This window comes from Sphingobacterium rhinopitheci (assembly GCF_022627575.1).
Classification (GTDB): domain Bacteria; phylum Bacteroidota; class Bacteroidia; order Sphingobacteriales; family Sphingobacteriaceae; genus Sphingobacterium; species Sphingobacterium rhinopitheci.
In genome coordinates this window covers 441,836-461,993 of record NZ_JADEYQ010000002.1, presented here as the reverse complement: position 1 = coordinate 461,993, position 20,158 = coordinate 441,836, and the positions used below count along the sequence as shown (strand labels likewise).

At 33.8% G+C, this 20,158-nt stretch carries 19 protein-coding genes; all 19 read left to right on the top strand.

The window, feature by feature from the left end:
• Positions 1-18: 18 nt before the first annotated feature.
• The 19 genes from IP023_RS04660 (at position 19) to IP023_RS04570 (ending at position 20,136) form a co-directional block, all read left to right on the top strand.
• Positions 19-489, top strand: coding sequence for an adenylyltransferase/cytidyltransferase family protein (locus IP023_RS04660; RefSeq protein WP_241789088.1), 471 nt, complete (start codon positions 19-21; stop codon positions 487-489).
• A 6-nt stretch (positions 490-495) separates the two neighbouring features.
• Positions 496-1,551 (top strand): dTDP-glucose 4,6-dehydratase, encoded by a 1,056-nt coding sequence (gene rfbB / locus IP023_RS04655; RefSeq protein WP_241789087.1) that lies wholly within the window; start codon positions 496-498, stop codon positions 1,549-1,551.
• A gap of 308 nt (positions 1,552-1,859) precedes the next feature.
• Positions 1,860-2,402, top strand: a complete 543-nt coding sequence (rfbC, locus tag IP023_RS04650; protein ID WP_241789086.1) for a dTDP-4-dehydrorhamnose 3,5-epimerase — start codon at positions 1,860-1,862, stop codon at positions 2,400-2,402.
• A gap of 189 nt (positions 2,403-2,591) precedes the next feature.
• On the top strand, positions 2,592-3,440 hold the full coding sequence (gene rfbD / locus IP023_RS04645; protein WP_241789085.1) for a dTDP-4-dehydrorhamnose reductase: 849 nt from the start codon (positions 2,592-2,594) through the stop codon (positions 3,438-3,440).
• A gap of 38 nt (positions 3,441-3,478) precedes the next feature.
• Complete coding sequence (rfbA, locus tag IP023_RS04640) at positions 3,479-4,339, top strand: glucose-1-phosphate thymidylyltransferase RfbA (protein WP_241789084.1); 861 nt, start codon at positions 3,479-3,481, stop codon at positions 4,337-4,339.
• A 253-nt stretch (positions 4,340-4,592) separates the two neighbouring features.
• Entirely contained in the window at positions 4,593-6,086 is a 1,494-nt protein-coding gene (locus tag IP023_RS04635) for an MATE family efflux transporter (RefSeq protein WP_241789083.1), read from the top strand.
• Positions 6,073-7,089, top strand: coding sequence for a nitroreductase family protein (locus IP023_RS04630; RefSeq protein ID WP_241789082.1), 1,017 nt, complete (start codon positions 6,073-6,075; stop codon positions 7,087-7,089). Before IP023_RS04635 ends, IP023_RS04630 begins: the two co-directional genes overlap by 14 nt.
• A 1-nt stretch (position 7,090) precedes the next feature.
• Positions 7,091-8,227, top strand: a complete 1,137-nt coding sequence (locus IP023_RS04625) for a polysaccharide pyruvyl transferase family protein (protein WP_241789081.1) — start codon at positions 7,091-7,093, stop codon at positions 8,225-8,227.
• On the top strand, positions 8,227-9,168 hold the full coding sequence (locus IP023_RS04620) for a glycosyltransferase family 2 protein (RefSeq protein ID WP_241789080.1): 942 nt from the start codon (positions 8,227-8,229) through the stop codon (positions 9,166-9,168). The genes IP023_RS04625 and IP023_RS04620 overlap by 1 nt, the downstream gene beginning before the upstream one ends.
• Positions 9,165-10,403 carry a hypothetical protein gene (locus tag IP023_RS04615; protein ID WP_241789079.1) on the top strand — a complete coding sequence of 413 codons (1,239 nt, stop codon included), beginning with the start codon at positions 9,165-9,167 and terminating at the stop codon, positions 10,401-10,403. Before IP023_RS04620 ends, IP023_RS04615 begins: the two co-directional genes overlap by 4 nt.
• A gap of 9 nt (positions 10,404-10,412) precedes the next feature.
• Positions 10,413-11,492, top strand: coding sequence for a glycosyltransferase family 4 protein (locus IP023_RS04610; protein WP_241789078.1), 1,080 nt, complete (start codon positions 10,413-10,415; stop codon positions 11,490-11,492).
• 2 nt (positions 11,493-11,494) lie between these two features.
• On the top strand, positions 11,495-12,601 hold the full coding sequence (locus tag IP023_RS04605; protein ID WP_241789077.1) for a glycosyltransferase: 1,107 nt from the start codon (positions 11,495-11,497) through the stop codon (positions 12,599-12,601).
• Between the two features lie 49 nt (positions 12,602-12,650).
• Positions 12,651-13,148, top strand: a complete 498-nt coding sequence (locus IP023_RS04600) for a glycosyltransferase (RefSeq protein ID WP_241789076.1) — start codon at positions 12,651-12,653, stop codon at positions 13,146-13,148.
• A 27-nt stretch (positions 13,149-13,175) separates the two neighbouring features.
• Positions 13,176-14,339, top strand: coding sequence for a glycosyltransferase family 4 protein (locus IP023_RS04595; RefSeq protein ID WP_241789075.1), 1,164 nt, complete (start codon positions 13,176-13,178; stop codon positions 14,337-14,339).
• Positions 14,329-14,937 carry a sugar transferase gene (locus tag IP023_RS04590; protein WP_241789074.1) on the top strand — a complete coding sequence of 203 codons (609 nt, stop codon included), beginning with the start codon at positions 14,329-14,331 and terminating at the stop codon, positions 14,935-14,937. The genes IP023_RS04595 and IP023_RS04590 overlap by 11 nt, the downstream gene beginning before the upstream one ends.
• A 2-nt stretch (positions 14,938-14,939) precedes the next feature.
• Positions 14,940-15,572: an acetyltransferase gene (locus tag IP023_RS04585; protein WP_241789073.1), complete on the top strand. Its 633-nt coding sequence runs from the start codon at positions 14,940-14,942 to the stop codon at positions 15,570-15,572.
• Between the two features lie 11 nt (positions 15,573-15,583).
• Positions 15,584-16,729: a DegT/DnrJ/EryC1/StrS family aminotransferase gene (locus IP023_RS04580; protein WP_241789072.1), complete on the top strand. Its 1,146-nt coding sequence runs from the start codon at positions 15,584-15,586 to the stop codon at positions 16,727-16,729.
• A gap of 274 nt (positions 16,730-17,003) precedes the next feature.
• Positions 17,004-17,765, top strand: coding sequence for a polysaccharide biosynthesis/export family protein (locus IP023_RS04575; RefSeq protein WP_241789071.1), 762 nt, complete (start codon positions 17,004-17,006; stop codon positions 17,763-17,765).
• Between the two features lie 7 nt (positions 17,766-17,772).
• Complete coding sequence (locus IP023_RS04570; RefSeq protein ID WP_241789070.1) at positions 17,773-20,136, top strand: GumC family protein; 2,364 nt, start codon at positions 17,773-17,775, stop codon at positions 20,134-20,136.
• Positions 20,137-20,158: the final 22 nt, after the last annotated feature.

Sequence of the window (20,158 nt, the reverse complement as noted above, 5' to 3'; positions counted from 1 at the left end):
TAACTAATATATTTAAATATGTCTCAAATGCTTGAAAAGAAAGAAGATTATAATCCAGGACCTCGCGTAGGTATTACATTTTCTACGTTTGACCTTTTGCATGCCGGTCATATTATGATGCTGGCTGAAGCAAAAAGACAGTGTGATTATTTGATTTGTGGCTTGCAGATGGACCCAACATTAGATCGCCCCGAAAAAAATGCACCTACACAAACCGTGGTAGAGCGCTATATTCAATTGAGAGGTTGCCAATATGTAGATGAAATTGTCCCTTACTCTACAGAACAAGATTTGGAAGATATTTTGCGTTCTTTCAAACTAGACGTAAGAATCGTCGGCGATGAATATATGGATAGAGATTTTACTGGACGTAAATACTGTGAACAAAAAGGTATAGAATTATATTTTAATACACGTGATCATCGTTTTTCTAGCTCAGGCTTACGTAAAATCGTGGCGCAAAGAGAAGCCGAAAAAAACGCTAAATAAATTTTTATGCTTAAGACAGTATTAATTACCGGTGGAGCAGGTTTCATAGGTTCTCATGTCGTACGCGAATTTGTTCTAAAATACCCTCAATATCAGATTATTAATCTTGATGCCCTTACTTATGCGGGTAATTTGGAGAATTTGAAAGATATTCAGGATAGCCCAAATTATACCTTTATAAAGGCTGATATTACTGATGCTGTACATATTCGTACTATATTTGAACAATATAAACCCGATGGTGTAATTCATCTGGCTGCCGAATCCCACGTCGACCGTTCCATCTCTAATCCATTGGAGTTTGTAATGACCAATGTTATTGGTACTGTAAATTTACTGAATGCAGCTAAAGAGATATGGGAAACCAATTATGAAGGTAAGCGTTTCCATCATATTTCTACCGATGAGGTGTACGGTACATTAGGGGAGTCTGGGTTATTTACTGAAGACACTTCTTATGACCCACATTCGCCTTATTCTGCCTCTAAGGCTTCGTCTGATCATTTTGTAAGAGCTTATTATGATACCTATGAGTTGCCTATAGTATTGACCAATTGTTCCAATAATTATGGGCCCAATCATTTTCCGGAAAAATTAATCCCTCTTTGTATTCATAATATAATACACAAAAAACCGCTTCCAATTTATGGGGATGGCAAATACACACGTGATTGGCTATATGTAATAGATCATGCTAAAGCTATTGATTTAGTATTTCATAAAGGTAAAGTAGGTGATTCTTATAATGTCGGCGGTTTTAATGAATGGAAAAATATAGACCTTGTAAAAGAGCTCTGTAAGCAAATGGATGAAAAGCTGGGTAGACAATCTGGTGAATCTGCTCAACTAATTACTTTTGTGAAAGATCGTCCTGGACATGACCTACGTTATGCTATCGATGCGACGAAGATCAATAAAGAATTGGGATATGTGCCGTCTGTTACTTTTGAAGAAGGCTTGTCTAAAACTATTGATTGGTTTTTAGAAAATGAAGATTGGCTCAATAATGTCACTTCAGGTGATTATCAGTCGTATTACAAGAAACAATATAGAGATAGTTAAGATTTAGGTAAAGAAGGAGTTAGGAAGAGGTTAAGGAGTTAGGGAGTTAGATAAGGGAGTTAGAGATTTAGGTAAAGAAGGAGTTAGGGAAGAGGTTAAGGAGTTAGGAAGAGGTTAAGGAGTTTGAGAAGGAAGTTAGGAAGTTAGGTAAAGAAGGTGTTAGAGAAGGGAGTAGTTTGTTAAATTGCCTCTCTCCATTTAAATCTAACCATTTTCTCTAATCAATAAAAAACTCTAACCATTTAAAACTCTAATCATTAAAAAACTCTAACTATTTAAAACCCTAAACAATTCGTAATATACTATAAATGAAGATTACAGAAACAAAAATAAAAGGCTGTTATATAGTAGAACCGAATAAATATGGCGATAGCCGCGGTTATTTTTTCGAAAGTTTTAATGCTAATACATTCAATAAACTGATTGGCGATAATATAACTTTTGTCCAAGATAACCAATCGTATTCTACAAAAGGTGTGCTCCGTGGATTACATGCTCAATCTGGTGAATATGCACAGGCAAAGCTCGTTCGTGTATTGGATGGGGAGGTGTTAGATATTGCTGTGGATGTACGACCAGGCTCAGCAACATACGGTGAACATGTCGCGGTGAAGTTGTCTGCAGCGAATAATCTGCAATTGTTTATCCCTCGCGGTTTTCTTCATGGATTTGTTGTCTTGAGTGAGGAAGCGACTTTCTTTTATAAATGTGATAATTATTATAATAAGGATGCCGAGTGTGGGGTAGATCCTTTAGATGCTGAATTGGCTATTGATTGGGAGATGCCTTCGGCACAATTGATACTGTCAGAGAAGGATTTAAATGCTCCCAGTTTTAAAGAGTTATTTTAGCGACGAATAGTTGGGAAGAAGGTTAAGGAATTAGTTAGGGAGTTAGGAAGAGAGTTAGGAAGGGAGTTAGAGAGTTAGGTAAAGGAGGAGTTAGGAAGAGAGTTAGGAAGGGAGTTAGGAAGAGTTAAATTTCCTCTCACCATTTCCTCTAACTAATACAAACTCTCACCAATAAAGAAAAATAAAACTATGAAAATTGTCGTTACAGGAGCCAATGGCCAGCTTGGAAGTGAGTTACGTGATATATTGTCCGAAATCCCTGCTGTAGAAGCTTTTTTTCTTGACCGCAAGCAATTGCCTTTAGATCAAACGATGATCATACAAGATATATTAGGGATGTATCAGCCCGATGTTATTATCCATGCTGCAGCATATACTGCTGTGGATAGAGCAGAGGCTGAGCCACAGTTGGCTGATGTCGTTAATCATCTTGCCTCAGAAGAAATTGCACAGTATTGCCGCTTAAATGATGCGCAATTAATCGCTATATCTACAGATTATGTCTTTGACGGCACCTCTAAGGTACCGCTAGCAGAAGATGCTCCCGTAGATCCTATCAATGTGTACGGATTAACCAAGCTCAGAGGGGAGCAAGCTATACAAAAGTGGCTTCCTGATGCTATTATTATACGTACCTCGTGGGTGTATTCTACCTATGGTAACAACTTCGTTAAGACCATGTTGCGACTTATGACAGAAAGAGAAGAAATCGCTGTTATCGCAGATCAGATTGGTTCTCCAACAGCTGCAATTGACTTGGCTGAAGCCATTTTGGCTATCATAAGCGCTGCAGACTGGGTTCCTGGCGTTTACCATTATTCGAATGAAGGGGAAATATCATGGTTTGATTTTGCATGTGCTATCAAAGAGATTAAAGGCCTTGCCTGCGTAGTAAAACCCATTACCACGGATGAATACCCTACTGCAGCTAAGCGACCACATTATTCATTATTGGATAAATCAAAAATAAAAACTATATACAAGCTAGATATTCCAAATTGGTATACGAGTCTTGAAAGAGTATTAAGCAGCCTATAAATGGTGATTGTTGAGGTGTTAAATTATTAATAATTAATATGAAAGGAATTATTTTGGCAGGCGGTTCAGGGACAAGGCTTCACCCGCTCACGCTAGCGGTTAGTAAGCAATTGATGCCTGTATATGATAAACCCATGATTTATTACCCACTGTCAACATTGATGTTGGCGGGGATCAATGAGATACTAATTATATCAACACCGCAAGATTTGCCAAATTTTAAGAAATTATTGGGTGATGGTACGCAATTGGGCTGTAAGTTTGAATACATTGAACAACCAAGCCCTGATGGATTGGCACAGGCCTTTATATTGGGTGCTGATTTTATAGGTAACGATAAGGTAGCCCTTATTTTAGGAGATAATATTTTTTATGCCTCGGGGATGTCCAAGTTATTACAGGATTCATCTGATCCTGATGGTGGTGTTGTATTTGCGTATCCTGTTTCGGATCCCGAGCGTTATGGAGTAGTTGAGTTTAACGCTAATAATGAAGTCGTTTCTATCGAAGAAAAACCAAAGTCCCCAAAATCTAATTATGCTGTACCTGGCTTATATTTCTATGATAACGATGTCGTTGAAATCGCTAAAAATATAAAACCTTCAGCACGTGGTGAATTGGAGATCACGGATATCAATGCCGAATACCTACGCCGCGGCAAACTCAAAGTAGGGGTATTTGACCGTGGTACCGCTTGGTTAGATACTGGAACCATACAATCCCTCATGCAGGCAGGTCAATTTGTGCAAGTCATAGAAGAGCGTCAAGGCATGAAAATCGGCGCTGTCGAAGAAGTAGCTTATAGAATGGGGTACATCAATAAAGAACAACTCCTCCAAATAGCTGAACCTTTGCGGAAGTCTGGATATGGTGAATACTTAATTAAAATAGCTAAATAATAGATAATATTTAAAAATACCTAGTTAATTATTTCGCCAACTATATTAATTGACTATTTTTGGCGTTTATAGTTCATTATTATAAAGATTTAACTTTAATAGGGCAATCTTTGGATTGAATGTGAAGTGTTTTCACTAGATAAATTTGAGTGAATTAAAGATTTACGCTAAAAATATAATCTTCTTATGTTAAAAATAATAGTTGGGTAAGGGTGTTTTGATGTCTTCAAATAAAGCGATCTTTAAAAATACAATGTTTCTCTATATAAGGATGTTTCTTATAATGGGGATCACTCTTTATACCTCCCGTATTGTACTAGAGCAATTGGGGGTTTCTGACTTTGGTGTCTATAATCTCGTAGCAGGTATTGTAGCGATGATGGGCTTTATGAATGCTGCCATGTCTTCTGCTACACAGCGCTATCTCGCCTTCGATATAGGAAAAAATGACCCCATAAACCTGCGCAAAACATTCAACACAAGTTTAATAATTCACGGCGGTATAGCTGTATTAATCGTTCTGTTGGCCGAGACAATTGGTCTTTGGTATATAAACTATAAGATGGTCTTGCCATTGGATAGAATATATGCTGCCAATGTCGTATTTCAGGTCTCAATATTTACCCTATTAGTCGGCGTGATACAAGTGCCATTCAATGCACTAATAATTGCTAAGGAGCGCATGAATATATATGCTTACCTCAGTATTGTAGAAGCAATATTGAAATTGGCAGTGGTATTTTTATTAGTTTACTTTAGTACAGATAAACTAATTACCTATTCTTTTCTATTATTTATCGTTACCCTACTAATAGCTTTGTTTTACCAAATCTATTGCAAGCGAAGTTTTTCTGAAAGCAGATTTATGATCCCCAAAGATGGAGATTTCTATAAAGAACTGATTAGTTATTCCGGCTGGAATTTATTTGGCAATATAGCGGGGGTTGCAAAGGGACAGGGCGTGAATCTTGTCCTCAATCTATTCTTTGGAACGGTTATTAATGCTGCCTATGCCATCACCAATCAGGTATCTAGTGCCATTAATATGTTTGTCGTCAACCTGCAAATGGCCTTCAATCCACAGATTATTAAAAACTATTCGCAAGGTAACTTACAGCAGATGCAAAGCCTGATCTTTCAAGCTTCAAAAATATCATTTATGCTTATGCTGTTGTTGGCAATGCCAATATTATTGAATACCGACTATATACTGACGCTGTGGCTAAAGGATGTACCTGATGATACTATAGTATTTGTACAGTTAGCATTAATCGGTGTTTTAATAGAAAGCTTGTCTGGACCATTGATGACAGCAGCACAGGCGACAGGCAGAATAAAATGGTACCAAATTACAATCGGTACTTTAATATTTCTAAATTTGCCGACCAGCTATGTACTGCTAAAAATAGGCTTAGCCGCACCTATGACTTTTATCGTAAGTATTGTAATATCAGTTTTATCATTAATTTTTCGCCTATTTTTTCTAAAAGAAATATTGAATTTTGATGTAAAAAAATATTGTATACTTGTTTTATTTAGAATAATATTAATATCTACTTTCGCTTGTTTCTTTTATTTTATACATGCGGAGTACATAACAAAAAATACTAATTTTATTGCCTTTATTATTGATTCTTCCTTAATAATCGGGACTCTAAGTATAGTGTATTTATTGTTAGGATTTAATAATAAAGAAAGAGAATTTTTAGTAGCATTTATAAAACACAAATTTAATGGAAAGTATTAAGAAAATTTTAAGACCAATTTATATCCCGATCTTATCTTCTAATTTTGTGAAAAATATACTTCTTTTAACAAATACGTTTGAAGATTTTCTTTTATATCGTAAGTACTCATTAACATTTACGACTAAGAATTTAAAAAATAAAGAGGCTGATTTAATCTTAAATTATCATTCGCTTGAAAAAGGGATGCTATTTAAAGAAATGAAAGCGGGATTTGCTGCAGTAAGAATTAAAAATCTTCATAAGATATTGAATGATCCCGAAATCATGGAAAACATAAATAGAAGTCAAATTAAAGTAGGCTATCAGGTGATGTGTCAATACTATGAACTGCATCAGGAAGCAAATTTTAATATTGAACATATTTATTCATTAGAGCAATATAAAAAATATAAAAATCTTTTAAAAGATCACTATGATTCGAAATTTAATGGTATTATAGATTGGAAAAAAGAGAAGTATTATAAAAATATAAATTCTAATTTCTATGACTTTGCTCATTCTCGTAAAAGTGTAAGAGAATTCACGGGTCAAAGGATTTCACATGAGCTATTAAATAAAGTTATTAAACTTGCAAATACAGCTCCTTCAGTATGTAATCGTCAATCAAATAATGTTTATTTAATTGAGGATAAGGCTAAAATAGATCGTATTCTAAAGATCCAAGGTGGGTTTACGGGGTATACAAAAGATGTAAGTCAATTATTAATTTTGACGAATGATAGAAATTATTACTATACTGTAGGCGAAAGAAATCAATTTTATGTAGATGGAGGTATTTATTTGATGAATCTCTTGTATGCATTACATTTCTATAAAATAGGTAACTGTCCTGCCAATTGGGGGAAATTGATATCCGATGAAAAGACCTTATCTATGGTTATTGACTTGCCTTCATCAGAAAAAATAATATGTATGATACCTATCGGCGAATTAAAAGAAGGTTTTAGAACCACTTTGTCAGAAAGAAGGCCTACTGTCGAAAATTTTATAGTAAAAAATTAATATGTCAAAAAAAATAGCAATACTTACACAGCCTTTAATATTTAATTATGGGGGAATTTTACAGAATTTTGCTTTACAATATGTTTTAAAAACATTGGGTTGTGAAGTGACTACAATTAATCGCATTAGAAAACCAAGCGATTTGAAAATCTTAATTGGAAAAATCAAGCAGTTGTTATTTAATCATCATCAAAATAAACTTATTTTCAATAGTCAAAAAGCTGAAATATACAAACATACCAAAGCATTTATTGACAAGAATATTCAGTATATAGATGCTGTCAATTCCACGAACGAATCCCTTAGAAATATATGTGAGAACAATTATGATGCAATTATAGTTGGTAGTGACCAAGTATGGAGGCCGCAATATGTTAATAATATATACAATGAATTCTTCGACTTCTTAGCAGATAATTCTAAGATTAAGAAATATGCCTATGCAGCATCTTTTGGCGCCGACAAATGGATGTTTACAGATGAGCAAACAGCAAGATGTAAAGAGCTAATACAAAAATTTGAAGCTGTTTCTGTACGTGAGGATTCAGGGGTGCTATTATGTGCTGATTTCTTGGATAAGGAAGCATGTGCCGTTATAGATCCTACATTGTTAGTTCCCAAAGAGGTGTATGAAGCCCTTTGTTCCCAATTTGAAAAAATTGATTATAGCAAAAAACACTTATTCACGTATGTTTTAGATCAATCTGCAGGAAAAGACAAATTAATTAATGATATTGTTGTTAACTATAATTTTGAACATACAACAAACCAAGCCAAATTTAGCTTAGAAGGAAACAAGGATAAAGAATTTGTGCTTGAAGATTTTATATACCCCGAAATTGAAGGTTGGTTGAGGGGATTTAGAGATGCTGATTTTATAATTACGGATTCTTTCCACGGTACAGTATTCTCCATTATCTTTAATAAACCATTTTTTGCTATTGTAAATGAACAAAGGGGAGCTTCTCGTTTCCAGTCGTTGCTAGCGAAGCTCCAATTAGAAGATAGGTTGATTACCAGCAATACAGAGATTTCAGACGAGCTGTTTAATAAAAAAATAGATTTTGAAAAGGTTAATTCTCTGTTGGGGGATTTGAAATCTAAGGCGCTAGATTTCCTTAATACTATAGTTAAATAATGAAATTATCCGTTATTGTACCCGTTTATAATGCGGCCAAATACTTGGAGGCTTGCATAGATAGTATTCTAATGCAATCATTCCGTGACTTTGAGCTTGTTTTGGTTAATGATGGTAGCGTCGATGATTCATTGGAGATCTGTCTTAGATACCAGCAGGAAGATGCAAGGGTCAAGGTTATAAATAAACAAAATGGGGGTGTTAGCTCTGCCCGCAATTGTGGTATCAATGTAGCGAAAGGGGAATGGCTTTATTTTGTTGATGCTGATGATAGCATCAATGAAGGGTTGTTTGATATCTTTAATGCAGATGAGCAATGTGATATTATACAATTTGGATTTAATACTATTCAATTGGATGGTACTAGTATTGTGAAAGCCCCACTTAAAGACCAATTGTTTTTATCTGCGGATGATTTTATAATTAAGTCCTCTTTTCATACATTAACCCTCTGGGTACATTTTATAAAAACTGATGTTGTCAGAAATAATAATATTAGCTTTACAGAAGGGGTTAAATATGCTGAAGACCTAGAGTTTGTGATTAAATGTTATGGCTGTGCCAAGGCGATTAAAACATGGCCTGTAGTGGGGTATAATTATTTTGTGCGTGAAAATTCCGCCATGTCTACAGCATATACTTTTGAGAATGCTAAAATTCACCTCTGTGTAGCTGAGAATATTATTTATTTTTATGATATCAATAAACTAAAGAAAGGCATATTCTTTCAGTCAAGAATTGAATATATGGTGAAATCGTATTTCTCCTATAGTGTGATGGATAATAATACAAATGTTAGTAGTTTAAAGGATTTATATAAAGAATTTCTGAAAAAGACTAATATACAGTACTTATTTACCAGCTTTTTGAAGTTATCGACGATTAGTCCTGTGCTTTATTTTTATCTTTTACGGACAGTATGTAATTTTAAAATAAGATGAGTGCGGTAAAACAAAAAAATAAACAATTTCTTTTTGATAAAATTGTTGGTATTATATTCACTTTAATTCAACCGATTTTAGGTTTTTTATTTAGTTTAAGATATGCTAATAGAAAATGGTTTCAAATTGTTGTTATAATTCTATGTACATATTTTGGCTATACAATGTATGTCGAAGATATAGTATATGATTCTTCTAGATATAGGGATTATTTTTTAGAAGTGTATCTAGTTCAAGAGGATTATTTTTCATTTTTATTTAGTAAGATAAATAGTATATATGTTCAGGATTATTATGAATCCTCTGCAGCCTTTTTTATTTCAAGATTTACTAATGATTATCAGATTTATTTTGCGTTTTTAGGTTTTGTATTTGGAATTATTTATAGTAGGAATATTTATCTTATTTCGAACTATTTTACTAAGTATAATATTTTTTCTGTTATTTTTTTCCTTTCTTTTTTATGTATTTATGGCCCTTGGGCTATTAATGGTGCTAGATTTGGTACTGCTTCGCAGTTGTTTTTATACATAATATTTAGCTATTTTTTATTTGAAAAAAAGAAATCTTTATTTCTGTTATTACTTTTACCTTTAATTCATTTTTCATTTCTTCTACCAATATTTATATTAGGACTCTACCTTTTATTTGATAAATTAATAATAAAATTTCAATTTATTTTTTTTCTGTTATTTGTCGTTTCATTTTTATTAGAGTTTTTTATTCTTGATTTTGTTTCTACTATAGTAAATTATTTCCCTCCTTTTCTAGCAGAAAAGATGGTGACTTATACAAGTGTTGATGCAATAACTGAATTTAATAGTACTAATGAAGATTTATCCATTTTGGCAAAATTTTCAGTTATTTCTTTAAAAGTATATTTTTTCTTAAGTTATATTGTTATCTATTTCTATAATAAAAAAATATCTACTACCTTATCAAAGGTTGATAAACAATTTATTTCATTCTTTCTTTTCTTTGCATCAATAATTTCAGTAGTAAATTTTTTCCCTTCATTTTCAAGGTATGTAAATTTAGCTGTAATTATTAATGTTGTAATCTTTCTGAAGTTAATAAGTATCTATCATTTCAATAATATTTTTCGGAATAGAGTACTATTGCTTGTCCTCTGTTTATTCTTATTAGTCGTTACATTAAGAAGTATACGATATGGGGTTTTATTTTTGGGTGATGATTTTTTTATGTCTTCACCACTATTTATATTCTTTAATTAATTAAGGTAAATGAACATATTATTTTTTTTGCCGAGTATTAAAAATAGAGGTGGTGTTGAGCGCGCGACTGTTTCATTGTTGAATAGTTTTGCAGCAAACAATAGTTATCAAGTATTCTTAATGGTTTTTAGTTTTAATAAGGCAGATAATGCTTTCCCTATTGATGCTAATATCACAATTATAGATTTAGGGATTAACAATTATAAGAGGCAGTTTTTTTCTTTATTTAAAAGGATAAGGCACGAGATTTCAAGACATAAGATTTCCCATTTTGTTACAGTAGAAACAATGGGAATGTTATTTACTTTTTTGCCTATTTTTACCCTTTATAAACGCCCTAAATATATTGTTTGGGAGCATTTTAATTTTAAAAATAATAACGGCAAGATATTACGAAGTTTTCTGAGGCGTCTCGCCGCTCAGTGTGCTGATTTAATCGTAACCTTGACAGCACGTGATGTCATCACGTGGAAAGAGCATTTGCATGTCAAAAAAGCCATTACCTATATCTATAATATCTCGCCCTTTGAGGAGGTAAATAGTAGCTATAATATAGCTTCGAAAAAAGTGATAAGTGTAGGAAGATATGTGCCCGTAAAAGGCTTTGATCGCCTGATTCGTATATGGAGTATCGTAGAAAATAAATATAAAATAGAAGGTTGGGAATTATCGATTGTCGGTTACGGGGAACTAAAAGCTGATCTGCAAAATTTAATAAATACTTTAAAGTGTACATCAGTACAATTGGTAGATGGCTCCTCTAATGTAATGGATCATTATAAAGATGCAGCATTGTATTGTATGACCTCCTATTATGAGGGACTGCCGATGGTTCTTATAGAAGCGCAATCTTTTGGGCTGCCAGCGATTTCTTTTGATATTTATGCTGGCCCTTCAGAGATATTTGCTGGGGGCTCTGGACTACTGGTTAAGGACAATGATCTAGCAGCTTACGCAGAAGGCCTTTATAGACTTATATCTTCAGAAAACATCAGAAAGGAACTTTCAGATAAAGCTTTGCGAAACAGAGAGATCTTTAAAGGAAAAAAAATAGCTAATCTTTGGCTAGAAAACTTACAAAAACTATAGAAATGAAAATACTACAAATTATAAATTCTTTGGATACAGGTGGCGCTGAGAAGTTATTATTAGATACTATTCCTTTATATCGTAAGGAAGGTATTGAAGTAGATATTTTGGTTTTATGGAATAATAATCATCAATTTATTAATGTATTAAAGGAGTTAAATTGCTGCAACATATATATATTAAATGAATCTAATAATTCTAGGGATATATATAAGCCATGGAATATTATCAAAATTAAAAAGATTCTTAAAGAGTATGATTTAGGACATGTGCATTTGTTTCCGGTACAATATTTTGTCCCATTAGCTAATTTGCTAAACTTTAATAAAACAAAATTAATTTTTACAGAGCATAATACGACAAATAAAAGAATTGAGAATAAATTTTTTAGAATTATAGATAAATTTTTCTATAGAACTTATAAAAAACAAATTTGTATCTCAGATCAGATTAGGGATATTTTTAGGAAAGCTTATCATTTTCCTAAATCATATTATCCAATTATTTATAATGGTGTAGATTTAAATAAAATTGATTTAGCAGTTCCTTATCAAAAATCTGACATTTCACCAATCTTTAATGAAGAGGATAAAATTATTGTTCAGATTTCTGCATTTCGACCGCAAAAAGATCAAGATACGTTAATTAAAGCATTACAATTATTACCTAGTAATTTTAAGTTATTATTAATTGGAGATGGTATACGTAGGGAGTTTTGCAAACAATTGGTGAAAGATTTGAATTTAGCAGACCGTGTTTGTTTTTTAGGTCAAAGAATAGATGTTCCTGAAATAATGAAAACAGTAGATTATATTGTTCTATCATCTAAATATGAAGGCCTTTCCTTATCTTCTATAGAAGGATTGGGCTCAGGAAAACCTTTTTTAGCCTCTGATGTACCAGGTTTAGCAGAGGTCGTAAAAGATGCGGGAGTTCTTTTTGAATTTGAAAATTATACGCAACTTTCAGAGGAAATACTTAAGCTTGATTCTGATTCTGATTATAAAAATATGGTGTTAAAAAAATCAAGGATTCGGGCGAATCAATATGGTATTAATAATATGATTATAAAGCATATAGACCTTTATAAGGAAGTTTATGCAAGCTAAAATCATAGTTTTAGGTTGTTAGTAAGTTAAGTTTGGGGCACTATTAATTATGGAAAGTAAAAATGTTTTACATATTGTTACAGTTTCTTTTGTGATAAATCATTTTTTTGGTAATCAATTTAATTATTTAAAAAAATACGGTAATGTATATTATTTAGGCTGTACACCATCTGCGGAGTTTTCGCAATTGTCGGATGTCTATGGTTATAAAAAGTTTGATGTGGAGGTTACTCGAAATATCTCTCCAATAAAGGATATAATTGCAATTTTTAATATTATTAAGTTTATTAAAAAAAATGATATTGATATTATTGTTGGACATACGCCAAAAGGAGGTATGGTAGCAATGATAACGGGCTTTCTCTGTGGTCTTCAGCAAAGGGTTTATTTTCGCCATGGCATCATATATGAAACATGTACAGGTCTTAAAAGATTTCTTTTAAAGAATATTGATCGTTTATCAGGTACTTTGGCTCAAAAGGTAGTATGTGTCAGTACTGATGTAAAGGCCTACAACGGGCAAAAGTATTCTCATTACATTCTATGATTGAGAGATTAATTGACATATATAGCTATGAAAGTAATTAGAACTGCGACGGTATCGCAATCGCTTAATATTTTGTTAAAAGGGCAATTAAAGTATTTGTCTTCTTTTTATGAGGTTATCGGTTTATCCTCTTCGGGTGCCGACTTAGAGATGGTACAAAATAGAGAAAAGATACGTACTATAGCTGTAGAAATGGAAAGGGGGATTAGCCCCCTAAAGGATATTATTTCTTTATTTCGATTGTATTGGGTATTGAAAAAAGAAAAACCTTTAATAATACATTCAATAACGCCTAAAGCAGGTCTTTTGTGTATGTTGGCCGGCAAAATGGCTGGCGTACCGATTCGTATTCATACTTTTACGGGGTTAATATTTCCTTCAAAAAAAGGAATGATGCATAAGTTGTTAATAAAAATGGACCAACTTCTTTGTTGGGCAGCGACGAATATATATCCTGAAGGAAATGGGGTCAAGAATGATTTGTTAGCGTACAATATTACTAAAAAGCCTTTAAAAGTGTTAGCTAATGGCAATATTAATGGCATAGATCTACTGTATTTTGATCGTCAAAGAATAAATCAAGAAACCTGCGATCAGTTGAAAGTGAGCTTAGGGATTTTGCCGGAAGATTTTGTTTTTATTTTTGCAGGACGATTGGTGCGTGATAAAGGTATTAATGAGCTCATTGAGGCATTTAATAAACTTACTAATTGTGCTGTTAAATTACTTTTAGTAGGTCCACTGGAATCAGAATTAGATCCCCTAAGTCCAATTACAATACATGAAATGAAGCATAATCCCAATATAATTTCTGTAGGTTTTCAGCCTGATATTCGTCCATATATGGCGATTGCACATTCTTTAGTATTTCCGAGCTATCGGGAAGGCTTTCCTAATGTGGTGATCCAAGCGGGAGCAATGGAACTGCCTAGTATTGTTTCCAATATCAGTGGATGTAATGAAATAATTGTGGAAGGTGTCAATGGTACTATTATTCCGGTGAAGGATGCTGATGCCATACGGATTTCTATGTTGAAGATGATGGAAGATAAAGATTTTTATGACCAAACTAGGGCAAATGCACGCGCTATGATTAAAAATAGATATGAACAGGATTTAGTATGGAATGCTGTTTTGAATGAGTATAATTCGTTGGTTAATACCTTAAAAGTTGACACTTATGTATCCTAAGTTTTTTAAAAGAATAATAGATTTCGTATTTGCATTTTTTGGCTTGCTGTTTTTAAGTCCCCTTCTTATTTTAGTTACAATAGGTTTATTTATAGTGAATAATGGTAAACCATTTTTCTTTCAATTAAGACCAGGACTACATGAGCGAATTTTTAAAATCGTTAAATTTAAAACAATGAACGACAAAAAAGATGCTGATGGTAAACTGTTGCCAGATGCTGATAGATTAACGCTAATCGGTGCTATTGTACGTAAAACATCGTTGGATGAAATTCCGCAGTTGATCAATGTTCTTAAAGGAGAGATGTCTTTAATTGGTCCCCGACCGCTACTGCCTCAATATTTACCTTTGTATAATCAGGAGCAACGAAAAAGACATTTGGTTCGTCCAGGGATCACTGGATGGGCACAAGTAAATGGACGTAATGCTATCTCTTGGCAACAAAAGTTTACGTATGATGTATGGTATGTTGATAATATTTCTTTTGTCTTGGATCTGAAAATACTCCTCTTAACGGTCAAAAAGGTGTTTGTGAGGGAGGGTATCTCGCAGGATGGACATGTCACAATTAGCCCTTTTATAGGAAATGATAATTAATTATGGTGGATACATTTAGAACATTTTTATATGGTGCTGGCGGTCATGCTAAGGTGGTAGCAGATATCGCGGAGCAATCTAATGTTATAATAAGTGGTGCTATTGATGAAAACAATTTTAATCATAAATTATTAGATATTTATCCTATTTATAATAGTTTTGAAAATTTAAATATAGTAGAAACTGATAGGTTTATTGTTGCTATAGGGAATAATAGGTTACGTATAAATAGCGTTGAAGACAAGTTGCCTACTGTTGAGTTCATTACATTAATACATCCATCAGCAATAATATCTCCATATACAAAAATTCTGGAAGGTACGGTGCTTATGGCTGGAGTAACGATTAATGTCGATGCGCATATTGGCAAACATTGTATTATTAATACAAATGCTACGGTTGATCATGATTGTAAAATTGGTGATTATGTTCATATTTCACCTAATGCGAGTTTAGCAGGTAGCATATCTGTGGGGGAGGGAAGCCACATAGGTATTGGTGCAATAATAATACAGGGTATCAAAATTGGAAAGTGGTGTACTATTGGTGCAGGTGCTGTAATCATTAGAGATGTACCTGATGGTGCTACTGTCGTGGGTAATCCAGGACGTATTATTAAATTTTTAAATAAATAATAGATTTTAACATGTTAGAAAAAATATGGTTGTCCTCACCACATATGGGAGGTAATGAGATTAAATATATTCACGAAGCTTTTGCGAAGAATTGGGTAGCCCCTTTAGGACCTAATGTAAATGGTTTTGAAGAAGATTTGCAAGATTATTTGGACAGTGATGTTTATGTGGCTGCATTATCATCAGGTACTGCTGCTTTGCACCTCGCCTTGATACAATGTGCTGTAGGCTACGGCGATGAAGTAATATGTCAATCCATGACATTTTCTGCTTCGGCAAATCCTATTGCATACCAAGGGGCAACCCCTATTTTTGTAGATTCCGAATTAGAAACATGGAATATGTGCCCTGTTTCTTTGCGGTTGGCTATTGAGGATCGATTGGTAAACGGAAAGAAGCCAAAAGCTATTATTGTGGTTCACCTATATGGTATGCCTGCTAAGATGGATCAGATTTTAGCGGTTGCTGATGCGTATGATATTCCTGTTATTGAAGACGCTGCCGAAGCTTTAGGTTCTACTTATAAGGGCAAGGCTTGTGGTACTTTTGGTCGTTTTGGGGTATTGAGCTTTAATGGCAATAAGATCATTACGACATCAGGTGGCGGCGCCTTAGTTTGTGTAAATCAAGGAGATAAGGAAAATACCGTTTTCTTATCTACCCAAGCTCGTGATCAGGCAGCTCATTATGAACATTCGAATATAGGTTATAATTATAGGATGTCTAATATATGTGCAGGTATTGGCCGTGGTCAGATGGAAGTGTTAAATGACCGTGTAGTCGCAAGAAGAGCTATGTCTACTTTTTATCAGGATCTTTTTAAAGATGTAAAGGGTGTTTCTGTGTTAAAAGAACCATCAACTGATTATTTCTCTAATCATTGGCTTTCTGCAATTGTGATAGATCCGATTATTGCAGGCTTTACTAGAGAAGATTTACGATTAGCTTTATTAGAGGATAATATTGAGTCTCGTCCATTGTGGAAACCAATGCATTTGCAGCCTGTTTTTGCAGGTTCACCATATTATGGAGGCAGTATTTCTGAGTCATTGTTTAATAATGGATTATGTCTGCCTTCAGGCTCTAATTTGAGTGATGATGATAGAGGACGGATTAAGCGTACAATTAGTAATATGTTAGCTGTAACAGTTCGTTAATCATACTTTTATCTTTATACTGCGTAATTATTCTTTTAAAGGAAAAGAGGGTTATAATTGTTAATCCTTTTTTCTTTTAAAATAACTCAAATGCAATTGGCTTCTTCTATAGTTTAATCTATATTACTAAGTAATTATTTTTTATTTATGAGGCAAATTCTATTTCAGCAATCGCTCAAAAACGAATTATTACATCACTATAGATAGTGTATTTTTAAATAAAGTCTTATATTTTCATCTTAAAATGATAAGTTTGCTATTTAATAGTCAGATAATGAAAAAAATCTTTTATTTTTTATTCTTGTTAACCATATTTTCTTCCTGTGCTTCCAAGAAAGATATCATTTATTTTCAACCAGATGCTGCTTCTTTAGAGGAATCGTACGCTATAAATGCCCCTAAATTGCAACCTGGAGATATATTGGCGATATCCGTTACCGCAGATGACGTAAAAGCTACACTTCCTTTTAATCAAGTGTCTTCTTATCAAGGAGTCGGAGGAGGTGTTCAATCCACAAGTCCATTTATTCCTACTTATGTGATCGGCACTAAAGGAACTATTGATTTCCCCTTGTTGGGAGAAGTAGCCTTAGCGGGCAAGACCCGTGCACAAGCGGTTGAGTATCTAAAAAATGAAGTAAGCAAATATATTGTTAATCCTGGAGTGAGTATCGAGATACGCAACTTTAGAATTACCGTATTGGGTGAGGTAAAGACGCCTGGTACTTATCCTATTACCAATGATCGCATCACTATATTGGAAGCTCTAGGTATAGCAGGTGATCTTACGATCAATGGGATTCGTAAAAATATACTCGTTATTCGGGAGCAAAATGGTATTAAAAAAGAATACCGCGTTGACTTAACACAACGTAGTGCCCTAAACTCACCAGTCTACTACTTAGCACAGAATGATGTGATCTATGTAGAACCCAATGGTGCCAAGATCCAATCGTCCAAATATACTCAAAATACAACTGTCTTTGTTTCTATTGCTGGTGTTATTATATCCGTAATATCTGTATTGACACGATAATTTATTTATGAACAACGATTCTATAAACACTAAAACCGAAGAGAAAGAGATTAATCTTCAACAATTGTTTGAACAATACACTTATTATTGGAAGTGGTTTGTCCTTTCTGTTGTCGTTTGTTTGATTGCTGCCTTTGTATATTTGCGCTATGCCGAAAAAATATATGCAGTATCATCTAAGATCCTCCTGCAAGATGATAAGCAAGCTTCTGGTGAATTGGCCGGGCTAGCGGAGCTATCGAGTCTTACAGGAGGAGGTTCTACGCCTGCTTTTGTATCAGATCAGATTGATGTCATCAAGTCCAGACGTATTTTTCGTAAGGTAATAGAGAAGAATAAATTAAATATTAGCTATTCGGTTAAAGGAAATATAAAAACAACTGAGCTGGTGAATTCACGTTCGCCTATTAGTGTAATCTTACTACAGGAGGCCTCTAATAATTTGGATTCTGTCAAGTTTAGCTTTACGATTAGCAAGTATAATAATAGTATCAAAATACAAAATGATAAGTTTATAGTAGAGAACTATAGTTTTGGAGATAAGATTAATACACCATTTGGACCAATTTTAATTACACCGCAAGGAAATAATAGTTTTGAAGGTGAATTGATTGTTAAAATAACTCCAATAAATCAAATTATTGACGATTTATTAAAGGAGGTCAACGTAACACCAAACAAAGAAAAACAATCTTTTATCGTCAATTTCTCGATGAATTCTGCAAATAAGGAAAAAGCTATTCTTATTTTGAACTCTTTGGTGGAACAATATAATGAAGATGTAACTACCGATAAAAATAGATTGACGCGTGCTACTTCTGATTTCATCAATAGCCGATTGAAGCTGATATCAGAGGATCTTACCTCTGCAGATAGTAGAGTAGCGGAGTATAAAGACAGAAATAGTTTGGTCGATATGAGCTCCGAAGCACAGCTTTATATGCAAACATCATCCGAGAACGAGAAAAAATTAGTAGAATATGAAACGCAATTGCAGTTGGCGGATATGATGACTTCTTCTATTGCCGATGATTATGTGCTTTTACCTTCTAATCTCGGTTTGAAGGATCTCTCAATCGAAGCGACTATAAAGTCATTTAATGAGCTTATACTTGAACGTGATGATTTACTAAAGTCTGCGACACCTGATAACCCTACCGTTAAGAAAATTGAAGGAAGTATAAGAGATATCAAAGGAAACTTGATGACTTCCTTGACAAATTACCGTCAGGTTTTGCAAGCGAATGTATCTGCTATTGACAACCAACGTAATAAATTTGAAGGTAAATTGTCCCAATTGCCGGGGCAAGAGCGCGATTTTAAAAGTATAGCAAGGCAACAGCAGATCGTAGAGTCCTTATACTTATTTTTGTTGCAAAAACGGGAAGAAACGGAGATTAAAGCATCTGCTACACCAGCGATTTTAAAGGTAATAGATGATGCATACGGCTCTAGTATCCCTGTAGCTCCAAGGAAAGCTATTATACTTTTGGCCGCTTTTATATTAGGGTTAATAATTCCATTTGCAGCCTTGTATCTTAAATTTTTACTGGATAATAAGGTGCATTCACGCAGGGATATTGAAGACTATTTCTCTGCTCCTATTTTAGGAGAGATTCCACGTAGTGAGCAAACTTTTATTCTTGATAATGACCGTAGTTCACTAGCGGAGGCGTTTCGAATATTGCGAACGAATATTTCCTTTATGCTTGGTGCAAAGAAAAGTTCAGCGGTTATATTTGTTACTTCTACGACTTCGGGTGAAGGTAAGTCATTTGTGTCCACTAATCTTTCACGTATTTTGTCGATGTCTGGAAAAAAGGTCTTATTGTTAGGAGCTGATATTCGTAGTCCTAAGGTACTGGACTATTTAGGATTGTCCTATTTGCAGCATACCAACATAGGAATTACACAGTATTTGATAAATCCTGAAATGGATATCGAGAATATTATTATCAAAAAGCCCGAATCGTACCAATTTGATATTATATATTCGGGTTATATTGCTCCTAATCCTGCTGAACTATTGATGAATGGCCATTTTGATAGTATTATTGATTATGGTCGTTCGCATTATGATTATGTTATTGTAGATACAGCACCAGTCAGTTTGGTGACGGATACCTTATTGATCGCTGATCAGGCAGATATGACAGTATATGTTTCTAGGGCCAATTATTTAGACAAACGTCTCTTGAATGTACCAAAAGAATTATATGAAAAAGGTAAACTAAAAAATATGGCTGTGGTGATGAATGATGTTGATTTTGCCAAAGGTTATGGTTACGGCTATGGCTATGGTTATGGATACGGCGAGGTCAAGAAGAAAACATTAGCGCAAAAGGTAAAAGATTTTTTTAAAGGGAAATAACACTTAACCAAACATGGCATAA